Here is an 18502-nt window from a genome sequence, read left to right on the forward strand (position 1 = left end):
ACGTCAAGTCTTGAATTAGGGCTGCGAACCAATGCCTGGCATCGAGTCCGGCAAGGTCTTGGGCAGCACCGGGTTTGCCATGGATTCTGGCGTATCGGGCAGCCGTGACTCAGCCACGCCCGCATGATTTTTCATGCGCAACTGTTCCAGGGCGGCCAACAAGTAGTGGGCAAACCAGAGCGAGGAAAAGGCAAAAACCAGGGTGTAAATCCAGATCGCCACCGGCACCAACAGCGGCGCCATCGCCACAAACATCGCGCCCGAGGCCCAGATCAGGCTGGGCGCGGCCCCCAGATAGCCGCTGATCACGCCTATGCCCAGCAAGACGGCGCGATTTTCCCGGAAAATTTGTCGCCGCTCCTCGCCGCTGGCGTGCTCTGCCAGCGCGTCATAAGACATCACGCGATAGGTGAGCCAGCCCCAGATCAGGGGCGGCAGAATCAGTATCAGCGGCGGTACCAGCCACAGTGGAATCGACACCAGCAGCGCCACCAGGGCCAGCCCGGTCGAGCCTAGCGACCAGAGCGCGCTACTCAGAAAGCTGCCGCCTTTTTTGCGCTCCAACTGGGGGAAACGCCTGTCCGCCACCAGTGCCACCATGGCCGGCGTCATGAACATCGCCACGAACAGCAGCGTAGTGACGACTATCACGGGAATGGACAGTGCCAGCAGCAGCGCTGGCGCCAGCACCAAGCGCAGACTGCCAAGCCCCAAACCCTCCAGCCAGTGGGCCATGGCGTTGACCAGTTCATAGCGCTCCAGATGGCCGCGCACCGCCATCAAGGCATCGTCCCAGAAGAAATACCCCAGTCCCAGCGACAGCGCGCCCATGATGATGACGGGCAGGACGGACAGGGCAATGACGCGGGGATGCAGGCAGTACATCACTGCCCGCCAGAAGGAATCGAGAAGCTTGCTCATGAGGGAAGTGTAGCCCCCACGCTCCCCACTTCGTGTGGTTCGCTGCCCCCCGAGGGGGCGCTGCGCCTGCGGTCTGGCTAAGCCAGTCCCGCGGCCCCTGTTGGGTTGAAAACCGCCCCAGTAGTCAGGCGCGACCGACCAGGCGTTTGAGTCCGATCCACTGCTGGGACCAGAAACCGCGGCCATAGTCACGGTTTTTCTCGACCTGGTCGCGGATTCCAGTCGGGTCATAGCGCCGCTCAAAGTTGGCAGTTCCGAACAGCATGTCCCACCAGGGAAGCAACACTCCGAAGTTGTGTCCGCCCAACTTAACCCCCACGCTTGCCACTTCGTGCGCATCGCTGCCCCCCGCGGGGACTAATTGTCCTTGGGACCGCCCGGCGGAAAGTTGTTTGGGCTTGATAGGCGACTCATGGCCTATGCCTATGCTGTGGTGTAGTCGGTGAAAGCGCGGGCTGACCCAGAGCCGCTCGCCGATACGCCCGAACCACAGCCGCACATTGGCATGCTGAAAGCTCTCGCTGAGCTGGGTAAAGGCGACGATGGCAACGAACTGGCCGGGTGCCACGCCTATGAGTTGCGCCACCAGAACGACGATGGTGTCCACCAGGATGTCATCAAGCAGGTGATTGCGGTTGTCGCTCCACATCGTCATCTGCCGCTGCGAGTGATGCAGCGAATGCAGACGCCACCACCAGCCCAATTGGTGCTGGCCGCGGTGCGTCCAATAAGCCACAAAGTCAAACACCACCAGATAAATCAACAGGCTGACGATCGCGTTGTCGGTCACGCCTGGCCACAGCTGGTCCAGGTGAAAGGTGCCGTAGCCCGCGGTGCGCAGCGCGCCAAAGGCCTCGTCAAACCACGGATCCAGCGTGAAAAACAGCGCGATACGGAACAGGCCCAAGCGGTGAATCAGGGTGTAAAGGATGTCGGTGCGTATGCCGGCCCGGTCAGTGACTGGCTCGACCGGACGCCAGCGCTGCAGCGGACCGATCACGGCCAGCAGGACAATGATCTGGATCACGCCCACCATGAACCAGGCCGTGGCCTCGTAACCATCTTCCAACAGGTTGCCCAGGCCCAGCGCAAACATCGCCGGTTGCACAAGGGTTTCAAACAGCCAGCCTTGCAGCGTCGAGAAAAGAGAGGTGAATCCGTCCATGGTGACTATTTTCCAGGCTGCGCCGGCAAGGGGCCGGCGTGCGCCTCAATCCAGGCTTGGTACTGGGGGTGTTCGCGCAGGGTTTTAAAACAAAAGCCGCGTGACTGCAGGCCGGTGATGAGCGGCTCCAGCACCGCAGGCGCCCAGGGGTCCTGGCGCGACCAAATGCCCAGGTGCGCCAGCAAAATGTCGCCGGAGCGAATGTTTTGCAGCGCTTTTTTCAGCAGCATCTCGTTAGGGTATTTGTCGCTGGGCAATTCGTCACCCAGAAAGCCGGCCGGCGACCAGCCCACATGGGCGTAACCGCAGGCCTGGGCCGCCGCCAGCAGCTTGGGCGAGGTTTTACCGCCCGGCGCGCGGAACAGCGGTAGCGGTTTTTTGCCGGTGATCTCTTGCAGGCGGGCGCTGGCGCGGCCGACTTCCTCGCAATATTGCCGCGCCGTCCAGGTGAAGTCCTTGCCTTCGGACGGGCCGGCCGAGGGGCGCACCCGGAACTGCGGCGCAGCGCCCGACGCACCTGGCACATCGGCGCGCCAGTAGGTGTGGTCGTAAGTGTGCGAGGCAAACTCGTGGCCTTCGGCGGCGCGCGCTTTCCACCAAGGCGCCCAGTCCTTGCCCAGGCTGCCATCACCGGTTTTGGTGCGCTCGTTGGCGGCGAAAAAAGTCACCTTGACCTGGTGTTTGTTCAACACCTCGGCAATCAGCGGCGCCACCGCCATGTGGCCGGTGTCCAGCGTCAGGTAAACCGGCTTGCAGGAAGTGGCCGGCGACATTTTTACACCACTTAGGCCCGTAGTCGCCGTAGAATAAGCGCCAGCAGCTACCAAAGTAATAGCAACAAGCAGTCGCGATGGGTGTATGTTCAAGCCGGGGCCGCGGAACCGGCTCCGCCGGGCCGCAGGCGCAGCGGCCTCCTCGGGGGGCAGGGAGCTACACGCAGTGAGCGACCGTGGGGGCTCACCTAGCCGCGTGGTCAAGCGTCCAAACGCCATGGGGACTCTTTCCAACATTGACCTGACGCACTACCTTGCGGCTAGCAACGTCGATGACGGTGAGTTTGCGAATCCAGCGCGAGGTCACCATGATTTGCTTGCCGTCACGGCTCACGTCCATGCAATCGGGGCCGCCCGGCGCCGGGTAGTTGTCCACCACTTCCAGGGTCTGCAGGTCAATCTTGCTGATGGTGTTGGCCACGCGGTTGCTGACCAGCACGTGGCGCTTGTCGCCGAAGGCGCGAAAGGCATGGGCGCCGGCCGCCGTCTTGATCACTTTGCTGCGCACCGGTGCCTTGCCGCTCACGTCGTAGACCTCAACCGCGTCGCCGCCCGTCAGGCCGACCAGCATGAACTTGTCGTCGGCCGTGCCAAACACATCGGCGGGAATCGAACCGGTGGGGGTGCGCCACTTGATGGCTTGGCTGACCAGGTCCACCGCGATCAGCTCATTGCTGTCCTGCATGGTGGCGTAAATCGTGCTGCTTTTGCTGTCAATCCACAGGTGGCTGGGGGTTTTGCCGGTGGCCACGCGCTTGGCCAGCACCATGTCCTTGCCGTCCCAACGGTAGATGTCGATGTGATTGAGCCGGTTGGCGGCCGTCACAAACCATTTCATGTCGGGCGAAAAGCGCAGCTGGTAAGGGTCCAGAATGCCGCGCACGGTGCGCTGAACTTCGGCCGTCTTGGGGTCTATGAAGGTCAGCGAATCCGACAGCGCGTTGGCCACGATCACCGATTTTTCGTCGGGCGTGAGATAGAGATGATGCGGCTGTTTGCCAGTGGCAATGCGCTTGGTCTCGGTCCAGGTGACGGGGTCGATCACGCTGACGCTGTCATCGAGCGAATTAAGCACAAACACGGGCGCTGGCGCAGCAGCGGCGGACGAGGGAGTTTGCGCCAGCGTCGGCAAGCACAACAGGCCGGCCATGGCACACAAACCAGCGGCTAGAAAACGGGCAGAAACATTCACAAAACAGATCTTTCAAGAGGCGGTCCGCTAGTGTAGCGGGCGAGCAAGACAGAGCCACTCAAGGCGGCCGCCCGCTCCCATGCCGAGACCGCGCTGGCGACACCGCAGCACAGACTTCAAGCTCCTGTTTTTATAGCTTCATCCGCCCGTCCTACCTGGGCTAGAGGCCTATTTCCCTTAAATTTCAGCCCTCAAGCCAATGGCCAGCGGCTTAGCCTTCTTTGACTTCGATGTGGTAAGTCGCCCAGGGGCAGGCCTCAAAGCGGGCGGGCAAGGGTTTGGCCGCCATGTCGGGGAAGCGGTCGGCGTCGTAAACCGCCCAGAGCGGGCCCAGCCCGCCCAAGGCCATGGGTTGGCCGTCCAGGTGGGTGGCCACGATGAAGCGGTATTTGCGCACGTCGGCGGCCGACACCTGCGCCGCGTAGCCGTCCACGGCGCGCAGAAACAGCGTGGTCTTGTCGCCGGCCTTGACGCCGCAGGCCGCCATCACGTCCAGCAGCAAAGGCCCTTTGAGGCTGTGCGGCTTGCCGTCGTATTCCAAAGTCGGCCGGATGGTGACGGCCGGCAGCGCCGTGATCGCAGCGAAATCAAAGACCTGCGCCCGGTCAAAGCTGATTCTCTGCTTGGCCATCATCTGGTCAAGCGCCGGATCCAGCGCGCCGCGATTACCGGCACCGATGCGCCCGCTGACCGTGAGCAAGGTGGGGCCGCGCGGCGCCTTGGCGGTGGGCTGGGCCAGCAGCAGCGATGGCGCGGCGGCAGCGCCCAGCGCGGCAGCACTGAGGAATTGGCGACGATGCTTCATGGTGACAAGCTCCTTCTTGTGGCTGGCCCTATAAGCCGGCTTTTAAAAAAGCCAGCATAAGCCTCCCAGAGGCCAAACGTATCGGGCCCGACCCGATACCGAAGCGCCCGCGGCCTATTTTTTCGCAGGCACGGCCGCGATGCGGAGCAGATCCTGCGCCGTCAGCCAGCGCCACTCGCCCGGTTTCAGGTCTGCCGGCAAGGCCAATGAGCCGATGCACGAACGGTGCAGCCCTTCAACCCGGTTGCCGACGGCGGCAATCATGCGTTTGACCTGGTGGTACTTGCCCTCGGTCAGGGACAGGCTCAGCTGCAGCTCGCTGGTTTGTTCGCAGGCTGCGGCCCGCACCGGCTTGGGGTCATCGTCCAGCACCACGCCAGCCAGCAACTTCTGGATCTGCTTGTCGTCCACCGCATGCTTGGCCGTCACCTCGTAGACCTTGGGCACATGGTGTTTGGGTGAACTCATGCGGTGAATGAACTTGCCGTCATCGGACAGCAACAGCAAACCGGTCGTGTCCTGATCCAGCCGCCCGACCGCCTGCACGCCCGCCGCCGCACCGCCGCCGCGCTGGCGAATCGGCGAAGGTAACAAGGTGTAGATGCTGGGATAAGTACTGGGTTTTTGCGAGCACTCGTAGCCGGCGGGCTTGTGCAGCATCAAATAAGCTTTTTCGTGGTAATCCCAGGCCACGCCCTGGACGCTGAAACGCAGCCCCTGCGCTTCAAATTCCATAGCAGGCTCCGCACACGGGACGCCGGCCACGGCCACAAAACCCTGTTGAATCAGGCCAGCACACACGCGCCGCGTGCCAAAGCCCTGGGAGTAAAGAATTTCTTGCAATTGCATGTTTGCCATAGGCCTATTGTCGCCGACGACTTTAGGCGCCTCAAAGCTCAGGCCCGGGCTGGTTCAGGGACGAAAAGCCGGGTTTCCGTGACTAAATACCATTGATTTGCACCCCGGAGTTGTTACATTGTTTAACTGTTAACCGTGAAGGATCACTCTTATGAACCGAACTTCAGGTTGGGCATTGATACTCTTATTGGTGCTGGCCAGCATGATCGCAGGCGCCCTGCTTCGTTCATTGTGGGCGCAACGGGCCGCCAAACGGCTCAAACGCATTCCCAGACGCTGGCCACTCAATCCTCGCGCGCTGGCCAACACCGAAGAGATCAGGGTCTGGCGCTGGTTGCGCGAAGCTTTTTCCGAACACCACATCATGGTGAAGGTTCCGGTCATCCGTTTTACGCTGCCACGAGCCCAGGGCCAGGGTCTGCACTGGTACAAATTGCTCAACGGCGTGTACTGCACCTTGACGGTGTGCTCAAGCAACGGCCATGTCATCGGCTGCATCGATGTTCCCGGCAACGGCCGCATCTCCAGGAGCAACCGGCAGCTCAAGCAGACCCTGCTGGCACAGTGTGGCATTGCCTACTGGGTGATTGAGTCCGACAATCTGCCCACACCCGCCGAGATTCGAGCCGAGTTCCTGGGCGACCAGGAACCCACAAAAAAGAATCAGGAACCGGACACGAACAGGGTTACCGCCGCTGCGCGCACCAAGCTGCGCGCCAGCCTTGATCGCCAGCGCCAAAGTCGCAACAGCGACCTGAGTCCACTCACAGCCAACACCAAGGCTAGTTCGAACAGTAGCGCCGACAGCGATTTCAGTTTCTTTGGCTCCAGCTTGAATCAGGAAAACTCCTTCCTGTCGCCACTGGACAGCCGCCAAGGTGAACTCCACTAAAGAGCGGCTCACCGAATCACCTTATTGGTGCTGCCGCTTGCAGTGACATCGCCGAACGCAAACACCAGTGCAGCGCCGGCGTGGCACTCGTCGCCAGCATCCAACCCCGTTGTCGGCACCCTCTGCCATTTTTGAAGACGATCATCGGCAAGACCCCGATGATGGCGCCCTGTCCTGCGGGCACTGAGCCCCGCTCAATTCTCGAGGTTCACCCCGAGCTGCGCGAGCTTTGCAGCGTACGAATCCCTGCGTTTCACTGCCTTGGCTGCCGTATCGACTGCCGCCTGTATCGCCTTGGGGCCCTTTGCTGCAACAAGCTTGATCAGGCCCAACTTATGGGCAGCCTCTGCCTGCGCCCTCCTGTATGTGGCGATGAGCTCGGCGTGGGCGATGGGTTGATTCACAAGGACTTCATTTTCAAAAGCACCATTTTCTATGCTTTTTACGGCCCCAGAGCCACTAGCCATTTAAAGGTCTGCCGTATCAAGTTCGGCACACCTGCGCATCCACACTGCTGAACGCCGGGCGCAAGCCGTGCTACGTGGTCCAGCAGTTCGGGCAAAAAATGTGAAGATGGCTTTTCGTTCCTACGGGAAGTTCATCCGTGAGGACTGGCAGAAGCCCCAGGCCAAATTGCGCATTCCGGGATAAAAGTGATCAGTGCGAATTTAATGGCACGACAGAACGCTTTGGGGCAAAGAAAAACCGCCACAGCCTGAGGTTTTCAGAGTGTGGCGGTGTCTTGGATGGTGGAGCTGGGGGGATTTGAACCCCCGTCCGCAAGCCTTTTTCGAGCAGATCTACATGTTTAGCGGTCTGATTTAAGTCTCGCCACCTGTATCGCGCAGTCGCACGCTATACAGGACGCCAGCACCCTATTTTCTCGCCCCGGGTTAAGGTACCCAGCCCGGAGCCAGCCGATAAAATTATCTTTACAGCCGGGAGCATTTAACTTGCGCTAAACACCCCTTGCCCAGCCCATCGGCCTGCTGTTGTAAAGCTCACTGGCAATTAAGCAGCGAGTGCGAAACGTTCGTCGTTTGCAGTTAGTTTGTTTTAGTCAGTTTTACGAGCACACTAAGCTCGACATGCACCACACCGCGTCCGAACCCACGTCGAAACCAATGCAGCCCCAAGCCTGATAGTTTAAGGCATTCCCAGCAGATTCAAGAGGGCGAAGGGTGCCGCAATCGTAAAATCGGCTTCCCACCCTCCCGTATCAGCGGTAGCACCCAAATAACCATAAGCAGCCGCCACCGTGGGCATGCCTGCGGCGCGACCGGCCAGAATGTCGCGCTCATCATCCCCTACATACACGCATCGACCAGGCAACACATCTAGCTGCCGAGCCGCCTCTAGCAAGGGGGCTGGGTGCGGCTTGGAGTGGGGGGTGGAGTCACCGCTGATAATGGTCTGAGCCGTACTAAACAACGGCATAGCCTGGGTCAGCGGCACAGTAAAGCGCGCAGCCTTGTTTGTCACGACGCCCCACTTGAGTCCCGCCTGGTCAATCTGGGCAATCAATTCCGCCACTCCAGCAAACACATAGGTGTTCACCGTCATGCGGGATTCGTAATTGGCAAAAAACTCCTCTTTGAGCGCAGCAAAACGGGCATCATCCGGCGTCAGACCAAAGGCCACGGCAATCATGCCGCGGGCGCCAGCGCCAGCCATCGGACGGTATTTCGACAGATCCAGCGACGTCAGCCCCCGGTCGGTACGCATTTTGTCCGCCGCAGCACCCAAGTCGGGCGCACTGTCGATCAAAGTGCCATCAAGATCGAACAGTACGGCATCGATGTTTTTTAACATATCAGTGATGGAATCAGAATAAAAGGTGGGCGACTCAGGTTTTCCGGGTCGCCAGCAGGTAGTTCACGCTGGTGTCGGCGCTAAGCCAATAGTGACGCATCAACGGGTTGTATTCCATGCCCCGGGTATGCAACAAGTTCAACTCGGCTGCACGGCAATAGCGGGCCAGCTCACTGGGTTTGATCAGCTTGGCATATTCGTGGGTACCACGAGGCAACATGTTCAGAACGTATTCCGCGCCGACGATGGCAAACAAAAATGCCTTGGCATTGCGATTGATGGTGGAAAAAAACACCCAGCCACCCGGCTTGACCAGCGCGGCGCAGGCTTTGACGATTGATGATGGGTCGGGTACATGCTCCAGCATTTCCATGCAGGTGACAACATCAAAGCTGCCGGGTTGCTCTGCGGCCAGTGCCTCTGCACTGATTTCGCGGTACTGCACGCCCTCTGTCTGAGCTTCCAGTGCATGGAGTTGCGCCACTTTCAGGGCTTTGCTGGCGAGATCGATGCCCAGCACGGATGCTCCTTTGCGAGCCATGGAGTCAGCCAGAATGCCACCACCGCAACCAACATCAAGAACCTTCAGCCCCTTTAACGAAACCAGACCATCTATCCAGTCCAAGCGAAGCGGGTTGATCTGGTGCAGGGGCCGGAACTCACTCTCGGTATCCCACCAACGATGGGCCAGGTCGGAGAATTTGGCTAGCTCGGCGGGATCGAAATTATCAGTTTTAGACATGAAATGATTATCGTTGAGGCGTAAAAAAACCGCGCCATGGCGCGGTTTTTTAAGTGATCTTTAAAGATTACTTGTTGGCGCGGGTACCAACCACTTCGATTTCCACGCGACGATTCTTCGCACGGCCTTCAGCGGTCTTGTTGTCGGCGACTGGCTGTTTCTCGCCTTTGCCTTCGGTATAAACGCGGTTTTTCTCAATGCCTTTGGACACCAGATAAGCCTTGACGGCTTCAGAGCGGCGAACCGACAGCTTCTGGTTGTACGCATCGCTGCCGACGGAGTCGGTGTGACCCACAGCAATGATTACTTCCAGATTGATGTCCTTGATCTTGCCGATCAGGTCATCCAGCTTAGCCTTGCCTTCTGGCTTGACAACAGACTTGTTGAAGTCAAAGAAAGCATCAGCAGCGTAGGTAACTTTGGTTGCAGCAGGAGGTGCCACTGGCGCAGGAGCGACAACGACAGGTGCAGGTGCAGCGGCAGCAGGTGCAGCAGCAGGTGCAGCAGCAGGAACAATTGCGCCATCGCAACCTGGAGCTGCAGTAGCAGGCGTCCAGTTGGCATCACGCCAGCACAGCTCATTGCTACCATTTTTCCAGGTCAGCTCACCGTTGCCGTTTTTCCAGTTGTCGACAGTTTGTGCACCAGCGGCGGTAACAAGCGCTGCGGAAGCAAACAACATTGCCACTTTGTTGAGTTTCTTCATGGTTCTCCTCTAGAGAAAAGCCGCAGACTTGCTGCGATTATTGATTTACACGCCGTAAGTGACCATCACCCAAAGCGTTACATTCATTGTGCCACACGCGCCCCAAGCTTCAAGCAAGCGATAGGCTTCGTTAGTCAGAGTGACGAGATTCTTTAGGATTTGTTGCGGCCCAGCCACAACCCCCCCCTCTTTAAACTCAAGCCTTAAAATCATCAGTTTCCCTCAAGAATCCTTGAAAAAATCCCAACCAGGCATCGCATGACCCAGTTCGCAAAAGAAACCCTGCCCATCAGTCTTGAAGAGGAAATGCGAAGAAGCTATCTCGACTACGCAATGAGCGTGATCGTCGGCCGCGCCTTGCCAGATGCCCGGGATGGCCTCAAGCCGGTGCATCGGCGCGTGCTGTTTGCGATGCATGAGCTGAATAACGACTGGAACCGGCCATACAAGAAATCCGCGCGTATTGTGGGCGACGTGATTGGTAAATACCATCCGCACGGCGACAGTGCGGTGTACGACACCATCGTGCGCATGGCGCAGGATTTCTCGATGCGTCACATGCTGGTTGACGGTCAGGGCAATTTCGGTTCGGTCGATGGCGACAACGCCGCGGCCATGCGGTACACGGAAATCCGCCTCGCAAAAATCTCCCACGAGCTGCTGGCCGACCTTGACAAGGAAACCGTCGACTTTGGCCCCAATTACGACGGCAGCGAGCAGGAGCCGCTGGTCATGCCGACCCGCTTGCCCAACTTGCTGGTCAATGGCTCCAGCGGTATCGCCGTAGGCATGGCGACCAACATTCCGCCGCACAATATGAACGAGGCCGTAGAGGCTTGCCTGCATCTGCTGAAAAATCCTGAAGCTTCCATTGACGAGCTGATGGAAATCATCCCGGCACCGGACTTCCCCACCGGCGGCATTATTTATGGCATCAACGGTGTCAAGGACGGCTACCGCACCGGCCGCGGCAAGGTGGTCATGCGGGCCAAATGCCATTTTGAAGACATCGACAAAGGCCAACGCCAGTCCATCATCGTTGACGAACTGCCTTACCAGGTCAACAAGAAGACGCTGCAGGAGCGCATGGCCGAGCTGGTGCACGAAAAGAAAATCGAAGGCATCAGCCACATTCAGGACGAAAGTGACAAGTCCGGCATGCGCCTGGTCATCGACCTGAAGCGTGGCGAAGTACCCGAGGTGGTGCTGAACAATCTGTACAAACAGACTCAGCTGCAAGACACCTTCGGCATCAACATGGTTGCCTTGATCAATGGACAACCCAAGCTGTGCAACCTGAAAGAGCTGATCCAGGTCTTTCTGTCGCACCGCCGGGAGGTGGTCACACGCCGCACTGTCTTCACGCTGCGCAAGGCACGTGAACGCGGCCACGTGCTGGAAGGCCTGGCCGTCGCCCTGGCCAACATCGACGACTTTATTGCCATCATCCGCAACGCGCCTACGCCGCCTGTAGCGAAAGCCGAACTGATGCTGCGCGCCTGGGACAGCAGCCTGGTGCGCGAAATGCTCACCCGTACCCGCACCGATGGAGGCGTGGTCAATGCCGACGACTACCGCCCCGATGGGCTCGAAAAAGCCTTTGGGATGGGCAGCGACGGCCTTTATCGCCTTTCAGAAACGCAAACTCAGGAAATTTTGCAGATGCGCCTGCAGCGTCTGACCGGCCTGGAGCAGGACAAGATCGTTGCCGAGTACAAAGAAGTCATGGCCGAAATTGATGACTTGCTGGATATTCTGGCCAAGCCGGAACGGGTGTCCGCCATCATCGGCGAAGAGCTGTCGGCCATCAAGCTTGAGTTTGGTCAAACCAAACTGGGCGCGCGCCGCAGCCTGATTGAGCACAGCTCTTTTGACCTCAGCACAGAAGACCTGATCACGCCAACCGACATGGTGGTGACGCTCTCGCACACTGGCTACATCAAGAGCCAACCGCTGTCTGAATACCGAGCCCAAAAGCGCGGCGGCCGCGGCAAACAGGCCACAGCCACCAAGGAAGACGATTGGGTCGACCAACTGTTTATCGCCAACACGCACGATTACATCCTGTGCTTCTCCAACCGTGGCCGGCTTTACTGGCTCAAGGTCTGGGAGGTGCCTGCGGGCTCGCGCGGTTCGCGTGGCCGGCCTATCGTCAACATGTTCCCCTTGCAAGAAGGTGAAAAAATCACGGTCGTGCTGGCTTTGACCGGCGAGACGCGCAGCTTTCCGGCCAATCGCTACATCTTTATGGCAACCAGCATGGGCACCGTCAAAAAGACGGCGCTGGATCAGTTCAACAACCCGCGCAAGGGCGGCATCATTGCCGTCGACCTGGACGATGGCGACTACCTGATTGGCGCGGCTCTAACCGATGGCCAGCATGACGTGATGCTGTTCTCGGATGGCGGTAAAGCGGTGCGCTTCGATGAAAACGATGTGCGCCCCCTGGGCCGGCAGGCACGCGGTGTGCGAGGCATGATGCTGGAAGAAGGTCAAGGCGTGATCGCCATGCTGGTGGCAGAGGACGAACAGCAAAGCGTGCTTACCGCCACCCAGAATGGCTACGGCAAGCGCACCTCCATTACCGAATACACACGCCATGGCCGCGGCACCAAGGGCATGATCGCCATTCAGCAAAGTGAACGCAACGGCAAGGTAGTGGCTGCAACACTGGTTCACACCGACGATGAAATCATGCTCATCACCGACAAGGGCGTACTGGTTCGCACGCGGGTCAGTGAAATCCGCGAAATGGGCAGAGCCACTCAGGGCGTGACGCTTATTGGGCTTGACGAAGGCTCGCAGCTGAGCGGACTTCAACGCATCGTCGAGAACGATGCCACGCTGGAAGCAGATGACATAGCCAGTGACACCGACAACGACGCAGGCAAGAACGCCTCCAACCCGGAAACAAATTCATGAAAAAATTGATGACTGCACTGGCCATTGCCAGCCTTGGTTTCACCGCTGCTCTGCACGCGCAAACACCAGATGCCAAAACCGAACTGGCCAAAAAAGTTGTTGCCCTTCAGCAAGGCCCCGAGCTTGAACGCCTGGTGGCTCAGCTTGCAGGCAGCACCACCCAAGATCTGATCGCCAATTGGGGACCCAAGCTGGAGGCCAATGTCCCCAAAGCCAAGCAGCAAAAGGCCTCGGAAGATCTCAATGCAGAACTGAAAAAGTATGCGACCGACACTACCCAGCTGATTGGCAATCAGGTAAAAAAAGTTAGCACCGACATACTGGTGCCAGCTTATGCGGAGCGCTTTACCCAGGAAGAACTGCAGCAGATTGCGATGTTTTTCGAATCCCCGGCGATCAAGAAGTACCAGGCCACTGCGCCCGAGCTTGGCAAGGTCTTCATCGAGAAACTGATTGAAGCCTCACGCCCCGATGTACTCGCACGGGCCAAGCAGTTCGACGATGCGGCGCTCAAAATTGTTGGCCCTGACGCCGTCGCCCCCAAGGCCAGCAAGCCGATCAAGAAATGACCCGACCCTTCAACTTTTCGGCTGGCCCCGCCAACCTACCCGAAGAAGTTCTGCGGCAGGCCGCCGCCGAAATGCTGGATTGGAACGGCAGTGGCATGAGCGTCATGGAGATGAGCCACCGGGGCAAGGAGTTTGTCTCCATTTACGAAAACGCAGAAGCCGATTTCCGTGAATTGCTGGCCATCCCCAAGGACTTCAGAATCCTGTTCATGCAAGGCGGCGGGCTCGCCGAAAACGCCATCGTGCCGCTGAATCTTTCGCGTGGCGCCTCGGCCGATTTCGTCATTACTGGAAGCTGGAGCGACAAGTCGCAAAAAGAAGCACGCAAATACTGCGATGTGCAGATCGCCGCCAGCACGGCGAGCAGCGACTACACCAGCCTGCCGCTGCCTGCCAGTTGGGATCTGCGACGCGACGCCAGCTATGTCCACATTTGCAGCAACGAAACCATTAACGGTGTTGAGTTTCACCAATTGCCCGATCTAAAGTCACTGGGAAGTGATGCACCGCTGGTCATCGATTTTTCCTCGCATGTCGCCTCCCGGCCGGTGGACTGGTCAAAAGTCGGTCTGGCCTTCGGTGGTGCGCAGAAAAACCTGGGCCCTGCCGGGGTGACGCTGGTGGTGGTGCGTGAGGATTTGCTCGGCCATGCCCTGCCAATCTGCCCCAGCGCCTTCGACTACAAGACGGTGGTAGACAACCAGTCTATGTACAACACGCCTCCCACTTATGCCATTTATATTGCCGGCCTGACCTTCCAGTGGCTCAAACGCCAACAGGACGGCGAGGCAACAGGCGTTGCCGCCATGGAAAAGCGCAACCAGCGCAAGGCACAACAGCTGTATGACGCCATCGATCAGTCCCAGCTCTACGTCAACAAGGTCAGCAAAGACTGCCGCTCACGCATGAACGTGCCATTTTTCCTGCGCGATGAATCGCGCAACGAAGCCTTCCTGGCCGGAGCCAAGGCGCACGGCTTGTTGCAGCTCAAGGGCCACAAGTCAGTAGGCGGCATGCGCGCCAGCCTTTACAACGCCATGCCGATCGAAGGCGTGCAGGCCTTGGTTGCCTACATGCAAGAATTTGAGAGAACGCAAAGCTGAACATGGCAAAAACACTCCCGGAACTCCGTACCCTGATAGATGCTGCCGACCGCGAACTGCTGCTCTTGCTGAACCAGCGCGCAGCGCTGGCCAACGAAGTGGGCGAGATCAAGCGCGCCGAAGGCTCAACCGTATTCCGACCCGAGCGCGAAGCACAGGTCATCAGCGGACTACAGTCAGCCAACCTTGGCCCTCTCAAAAACAGCAATATCGCCACCATCTGGCGCGAGATCATGTCAACCTGCCGCGCGCTCGAAGCGCCGCAGCGCGTCGCCTATCTTGGGCCGGCAGGCACTTTCAGCGAAGAGGCTGCCGTGCGCTTTTTTGGTTCCAGCATTGAACATGTGCCCTGCACCAGCTTTGATGAAGTGTTTCGTGCAGCCACCGCAGGCTCGGCCGATTTTGGTGTGGTGCCGGTAGAAAACAACACCGAAGGCGTGGTCACCCGCTCGCTTGACCTGTTCCTGAACTCCCCGCTTCACATCGTCGGCGAAACCAGCTTGCTGGTACGCCACAACCTGCTGCGCCTGTCCGACACGCTGGAAGGCATCACAGCGGTTTACGCCCATCCCCAGGCCTTGGCCCAATGCCAGAACTGGCTCAACACCCACCTGCCGCATGCCGAGCGGCACGCTGCCTCGAGCAATGCAGAAGGCGCACGTCTGGCTTCGACCAATCCGGCCTGGGCCGGCATCGCCAGCGAACGCGCAGGCGGCGAATTTGGCCTGCACGTCGCGGCGCATGCAATTCAGGATGACGCCTTCAACCGTACCCGCTTCGTCGTGGTTTGCCTGCCGCAGACCCTGCAGGCGCCGCAAGCTTCCGGCAAGGACTGCATCAGCCTGATCGTTTCCGTCCCCAACCGACCCGGTGCTGTGCACGATATTCTGGTTCCGCTGAAAACCCACGGCGTTTCCATGACCCGCTTCGAGTCCCGTCCAGCCCGCTCCGGCCAATGGGAATACTATTTTTATATCGACCTGCAAGGCCATCCCTCACAGGCCCACGTCAAGGCGGCACTGGATGACCTGCGGCAGCTTTGCGCGTTTTACAAAGTCCTGGGAACCTATCCCGTCAGTGATTGATGCGAATACCTGAATTTCATGCAACGTCTACAAAAAACCCTGGCGCCACTTCATGTTTGAACAACTAGGCCTCATCGGCTGCGGCCTGATGGGCGGCTCTTTTGCCCTGGCGCTCAAGCGTGCCGGGTTGGTCAAACGCGTCGTTGGCTACAGCAAATCCCCCTCGACGACCGAGCGGGCTCGCCAGATGGGCGTGATCGATGTGGAAGCGCCCTCCGCCCTGTTGGCGGTCTCGGGTGCCGATATCGTGTTGCTGGCAATACCGGTATCCGCCACGGAGGCCACTTTCAAAGCCATACGGCATCTGGTCGGACCCAACACCCTGATCATGGATGTGGGCTCCACCAAGCGCGATGTCGTGGATGCGGCGCGGCGGGTCTTGCGCGACAACGTAGGCTCCTTTGTGCCCTGCCACCCCATCACCGGCAAAGAGGTTGCCGGCGTCGAACATGCTGACGTGGACCTGTACACAGACAAGCAAGTCATCCTGACTCCGATTGAGCGCACCCTGACCGTGCAGCTGCAAAAAGCCACCGAGGTCTGGACTGCCCTGGGCTGTCAGGTGATCAAGATGTCACCGCAATCTCACGACGCGGCTTATGCGGCGGTCAGCCACCTGCCCCACCTGATTGCCTTTGCCCTGATCAACGGCATCAAGGGCCAGGAGCATGGCAAAGACTACCTGTCGCTGGCAGGCCCCGGCTTTCGCGACTTCACCCGGATTGCTGCGAGCGACCCAAAAATGTGGCGCGACATCCTGATTGCCAACCGTGAAGAATTGCTGGCGCAGTCAAAAATCTTCCAGCAAACCCTGCAATCCCTAGAGCAACTGATCTCCAGCGACAGCGGTGATGTGCTGGAAATGTTGATTGAACAAGCCAGCGAAACCCGTGCCAACTGGCGCATGGCCTCGCAAAAATCCCGCAAATAAGCAGCGCTTCATGTTCGATATAGAGTTCCTGGATATTCCTCCATTGACCAGGGCCGGAGGCACGGTTCGCCTGCCCGGCTCCAAAAGTATTTCCAACCGCGTGCTGCTGTTGGCCGCCCTGAGTCAGGGGCAAACCACGGTACACGACCTGCTGGCCTCCGACGACACCGCCGTTATGCTGGCGGCGCTCAAGCAGCTGGGCTGCGGCGTCAGGCAAGACGGAAATACCGCCGTCATCGACGGACTGGGTGGCCGGCTGGCCGCGCCCAAGGCCAAGCTGTTCATGGGCAATGCCGGCACGGCCATGCGACCACTGACAGCGGCTCTGGCACTGCTGGGCGGGGAGTTTGAGCTGTCGGGCGTGCCGCGTATGCACGAAAGGCCTATCGGCGACCTGGTCGATGCACTCAGGCAACTGGGTTGCGCCATTGACTACCTGGGCAACGAAGGTTTTCCGCCCTTGCGCCTGCGCCCCGGCCAGTTGCAGCTGGATGCGCCCATTCGCGTCCGTGGCGACGTTTCCAGCCAGTTCCTGACGGCCTTGCTGATGGCGCTGCCGTTGGTGGCCCAGCGCGACATCTGCATTGAGGTGGTAGGCGAGCTGATTTCACGGCCCTATATTGAGATCACGCTGAATCTGCTCAAACGTTTCGGCATCCAAGTCCAACGCGATGGCTGGCAGCGCTTCACCATTCCTGCCGGCAGCCAATACCAGTCGCCCGGTGACATCCATATCGAAGGCGACGCCTCTTCTGCTAGCTATTTCATAGCGCTTGGTGCCCTTGCAGAAAGCGCTGCAGGCCAAAATAGCATAGAAATTCTGGGTGTGGGCGCGGACTCCATCCAGGGCGACATCCGTTTCGTGGAAGCCGCCCGCATGATGGGCGCGCAGATCGACAGCACGCCCAACTCACTGCGCATCTCACGCGGCGCCTGGCCGCTCAAGGCCATTGACCTGGACTGCAACCACATCCCCGATGCAGCCATGACGCTGGCCGTGATGGCGCTCTATGCCGATGGCACCACCGTGCTGCGCAACATCGCCAGCTGGCGCGTCAAGGAAACCGACCGCATTGCGGCCATGGCCTGCGAACTGCAAAAGCTGGGCGCCACGGTGGAAGAAGGCGCGGATTACCTCAAGATCACGCCACCGGCCCAAGCTGCCGACTGGAAAACCGCAGCCATTCACACCTACGACGATCACCGTGTGGCCATGTGTTTTTCACTGGCGGCTTTCAACCCGGCGCAGCTACCGATCCGGATTCTCGACCCCAAGTGCGTCGCCAAAACCTTTCCTGACTATTTTGAAGCGCTGTTTGCCGTGACTGAGGCGGACACCGCCCAGATTCCGGTGATCTGCATCGACGGCCCAACCGCCTCCGGCAAGGGCACGCTGGCGGCGCTGACGGCCCAGCAGCTCGGCTACCACCTTCTCGACTCGGGCGCCTTGTACCGCTTGAGCGCCTTTGCCGCCAGCCGTGCCGGCGTGGCGCTGGATGACGGAGCCGGCGTAGCGCGGATTGCCCGCAGCCTGCCGGTCCGCTTTCAGGGTGACCGGATTTTCCTAGCCAACGAGGACGTGTCTGAGGCCATACGCAGCGAAGCCGCCGGCATGGCGGCCTCCGCCGTGTCGGCTCACCCGGAAGTTCGCACCGCGCTGCTGGATTTGCAGCACAGCTTTCGGCAACTGCCCGGACTGGTCGCTGATGGCAGGGATATGGGCACCGTGATTTTCCCTGCCGCCACACTCAAGATCTACCTCACCGCCAGCGCTCGGCAACGTGCCGAACGTCGGTATAAGCAGTTGATTTCAAAGGGAAATTCAGTTACAATCAGCGCGATTCAGCAAGATCTGGAGGCCCGCGATGACAGAGACATGTCTCGTCAAACCGCCCCTTTAAAGCCTGCTGATGACGCCCTGCTACTGGACAACTCCGAACTGTCGATTGAAAAATCGGTCGCTCAGGTGATTGACTGGTGGCAAGGTACCCGGCCCTTCTGACCCCCGACGCGCATTCCTCTTCTG

Annotated in this window: 17 protein-coding genes and 1 other RNA gene; 8 read left to right on the top strand and 10 right to left on the bottom strand. The window is 59.4% G+C overall.

Annotated features, from left to right (window positions below; translation table 11 throughout):
- Nucleotides 1-15 precede the first annotated feature (15 nt).
- The 6 genes from BM160_RS02950 to BM160_RS02975 all read right to left on the bottom strand — a co-directional run bounded on the left by BM160_RS02950 (nucleotide 16) and on the right by BM160_RS02975 (nucleotide 5705).
- A complete protein-coding gene (locus BM160_RS02950; RefSeq protein WP_092000158.1) occupies nucleotides 16-921 on the bottom strand; it encodes an EI24 domain-containing protein in 906 nt (301 codons plus the stop codon).
- Nucleotides 922-1045: 124 nt separating this feature from the next.
- On the bottom strand, nucleotides 1046-2086 hold the full coding sequence (locus tag BM160_RS02955; RefSeq protein WP_092000162.1) for a sterol desaturase family protein: 1041 nt from the start codon (nucleotides 2084-2086) through the stop codon (nucleotides 1046-1048).
- Between the two features lie 5 nt (nucleotides 2087-2091).
- Nucleotides 2092-2859, bottom strand: a complete 768-nt coding sequence (locus BM160_RS02960) for a polysaccharide deacetylase family protein (RefSeq protein WP_177218891.1) — start codon at nucleotides 2857-2859, stop codon at nucleotides 2092-2094.
- Between the two features lie 184 nt (nucleotides 2860-3043).
- Nucleotides 3044-4051 (bottom strand): YVTN family beta-propeller repeat protein, encoded by a 1008-nt coding sequence (locus tag BM160_RS02965; protein WP_255368589.1) that lies wholly within the window; start codon nucleotides 4049-4051, stop codon nucleotides 3044-3046.
- A 211-nt stretch (nucleotides 4052-4262) separates the two neighbouring features.
- Nucleotides 4263-4856 (bottom strand): putative pterin-binding protein, encoded by a 594-nt coding sequence (locus BM160_RS02970; RefSeq protein ID WP_092000169.1) that lies wholly within the window; start codon nucleotides 4854-4856, stop codon nucleotides 4263-4265.
- A gap of 114 nt (nucleotides 4857-4970) precedes the next feature.
- Nucleotides 4971-5705 carry a pseudouridine synthase gene (locus BM160_RS02975; protein WP_092000461.1) on the bottom strand — a complete coding sequence of 245 codons (735 nt, stop codon included), beginning with the start codon at nucleotides 5703-5705 and terminating at the stop codon, nucleotides 4971-4973.
- A 160-nt stretch (nucleotides 5706-5865) separates the two neighbouring features.
- On the opposite strand from BM160_RS02975, the gene BM160_RS02980 reads away from it, so the two are divergent.
- Together BM160_RS02980 and BM160_RS22720 are read left to right on the top strand one after the other, a co-directional pair.
- The gene (locus tag BM160_RS02980; protein ID WP_143093169.1) at nucleotides 5866-6606 is read left to right on the top strand and encodes a DUF2726 domain-containing protein; all 741 of its coding nucleotides are present in this window, start codon (nucleotides 5866-5868) and stop codon (nucleotides 6604-6606) included.
- Nucleotides 6607-6737: 131 nt separating this feature from the next.
- Complete coding sequence (locus BM160_RS22720) at nucleotides 6738-7124, top strand: hypothetical protein (protein ID WP_218156574.1); 387 nt, start codon at nucleotides 6738-6740, stop codon at nucleotides 7122-7124.
- A gap of 229 nt (nucleotides 7125-7353) precedes the next feature.
- Here BM160_RS22720 and ssrA read toward each other — a convergent pair.
- The 4 genes from ssrA to ompA all read right to left on the bottom strand — a co-directional run bounded on the left by ssrA (nucleotide 7354) and on the right by ompA (nucleotide 9866).
- Nucleotides 7354-7740, bottom strand: a transfer-messenger RNA (tmRNA) gene (ssrA, locus tag BM160_RS02990).
- Between the two features lie 12 nt (nucleotides 7741-7752).
- The gene (locus tag BM160_RS02995) at nucleotides 7753-8418 is read right to left on the bottom strand and encodes an HAD-IA family hydrolase (protein WP_092000177.1); all 666 of its coding nucleotides are present in this window, start codon (nucleotides 8416-8418) and stop codon (nucleotides 7753-7755) included.
- Nucleotides 8419-8452: 34 nt separating this feature from the next.
- Nucleotides 8453-9160: a bifunctional 2-polyprenyl-6-hydroxyphenol methylase/3-demethylubiquinol 3-O-methyltransferase UbiG gene (gene ubiG, locus BM160_RS03000; protein ID WP_092000180.1), complete on the bottom strand. Its 708-nt coding sequence runs from the start codon at nucleotides 9158-9160 to the stop codon at nucleotides 8453-8455.
- A 67-nt stretch (nucleotides 9161-9227) separates the two neighbouring features.
- Entirely contained in the window at nucleotides 9228-9866 is a 639-nt protein-coding gene (ompA, locus tag BM160_RS03005) for an outer membrane protein OmpA (RefSeq protein ID WP_092000183.1), read from the bottom strand.
- A 258-nt stretch (nucleotides 9867-10124) separates the two neighbouring features.
- Here ompA and gyrA point away from each other — a divergent pair, with 258 nt between their 5' ends.
- The 6 genes from gyrA to BM160_RS03035 are packed head-to-tail and all read left to right on the top strand — an operon-like array spanning nucleotide 10125 to nucleotide 18478.
- On the top strand, nucleotides 10125-12788 hold the full coding sequence (gene gyrA / locus BM160_RS03010; protein ID WP_092000186.1) for a DNA gyrase subunit A: 2664 nt from the start codon (nucleotides 10125-10127) through the stop codon (nucleotides 12786-12788).
- Nucleotides 12785-13357, top strand: a complete 573-nt coding sequence (locus BM160_RS03015) for a DUF2059 domain-containing protein (protein WP_092000189.1) — start codon at nucleotides 12785-12787, stop codon at nucleotides 13355-13357. Before gyrA ends, BM160_RS03015 begins: the two co-directional genes overlap by 4 nt.
- Complete coding sequence (gene serC / locus BM160_RS03020) at nucleotides 13354-14460, top strand: 3-phosphoserine/phosphohydroxythreonine transaminase (protein ID WP_092000192.1); 1107 nt, start codon at nucleotides 13354-13356, stop codon at nucleotides 14458-14460. The genes BM160_RS03015 and serC overlap by 4 nt, the downstream gene beginning before the upstream one ends.
- Before the next feature lie 2 nt (nucleotides 14461-14462).
- Complete coding sequence (gene pheA / locus BM160_RS03025) at nucleotides 14463-15545, top strand: prephenate dehydratase (RefSeq protein ID WP_092000195.1); 1083 nt, start codon at nucleotides 14463-14465, stop codon at nucleotides 15543-15545.
- Between the two features lie 52 nt (nucleotides 15546-15597).
- Nucleotides 15598-16476: a prephenate dehydrogenase gene (locus BM160_RS03030; protein WP_092000199.1), complete on the top strand. Its 879-nt coding sequence runs from the start codon at nucleotides 15598-15600 to the stop codon at nucleotides 16474-16476.
- 10 nt (nucleotides 16477-16486) lie between these two features.
- A complete protein-coding gene (locus BM160_RS03035) occupies nucleotides 16487-18478 on the top strand; it encodes a bifunctional 3-phosphoshikimate 1-carboxyvinyltransferase/cytidylate kinase (RefSeq protein WP_092000202.1) in 1992 nt (663 codons plus the stop codon).
- The last annotated feature ends 24 nt before the right edge of the window (nucleotides 18479-18502 follow it).

Source organism: Polaromonas sp. OV174 (assembly GCF_900112285.1).
Classification (GTDB): domain Bacteria; phylum Pseudomonadota; class Gammaproteobacteria; order Burkholderiales; family Burkholderiaceae_C; genus Polaromonas.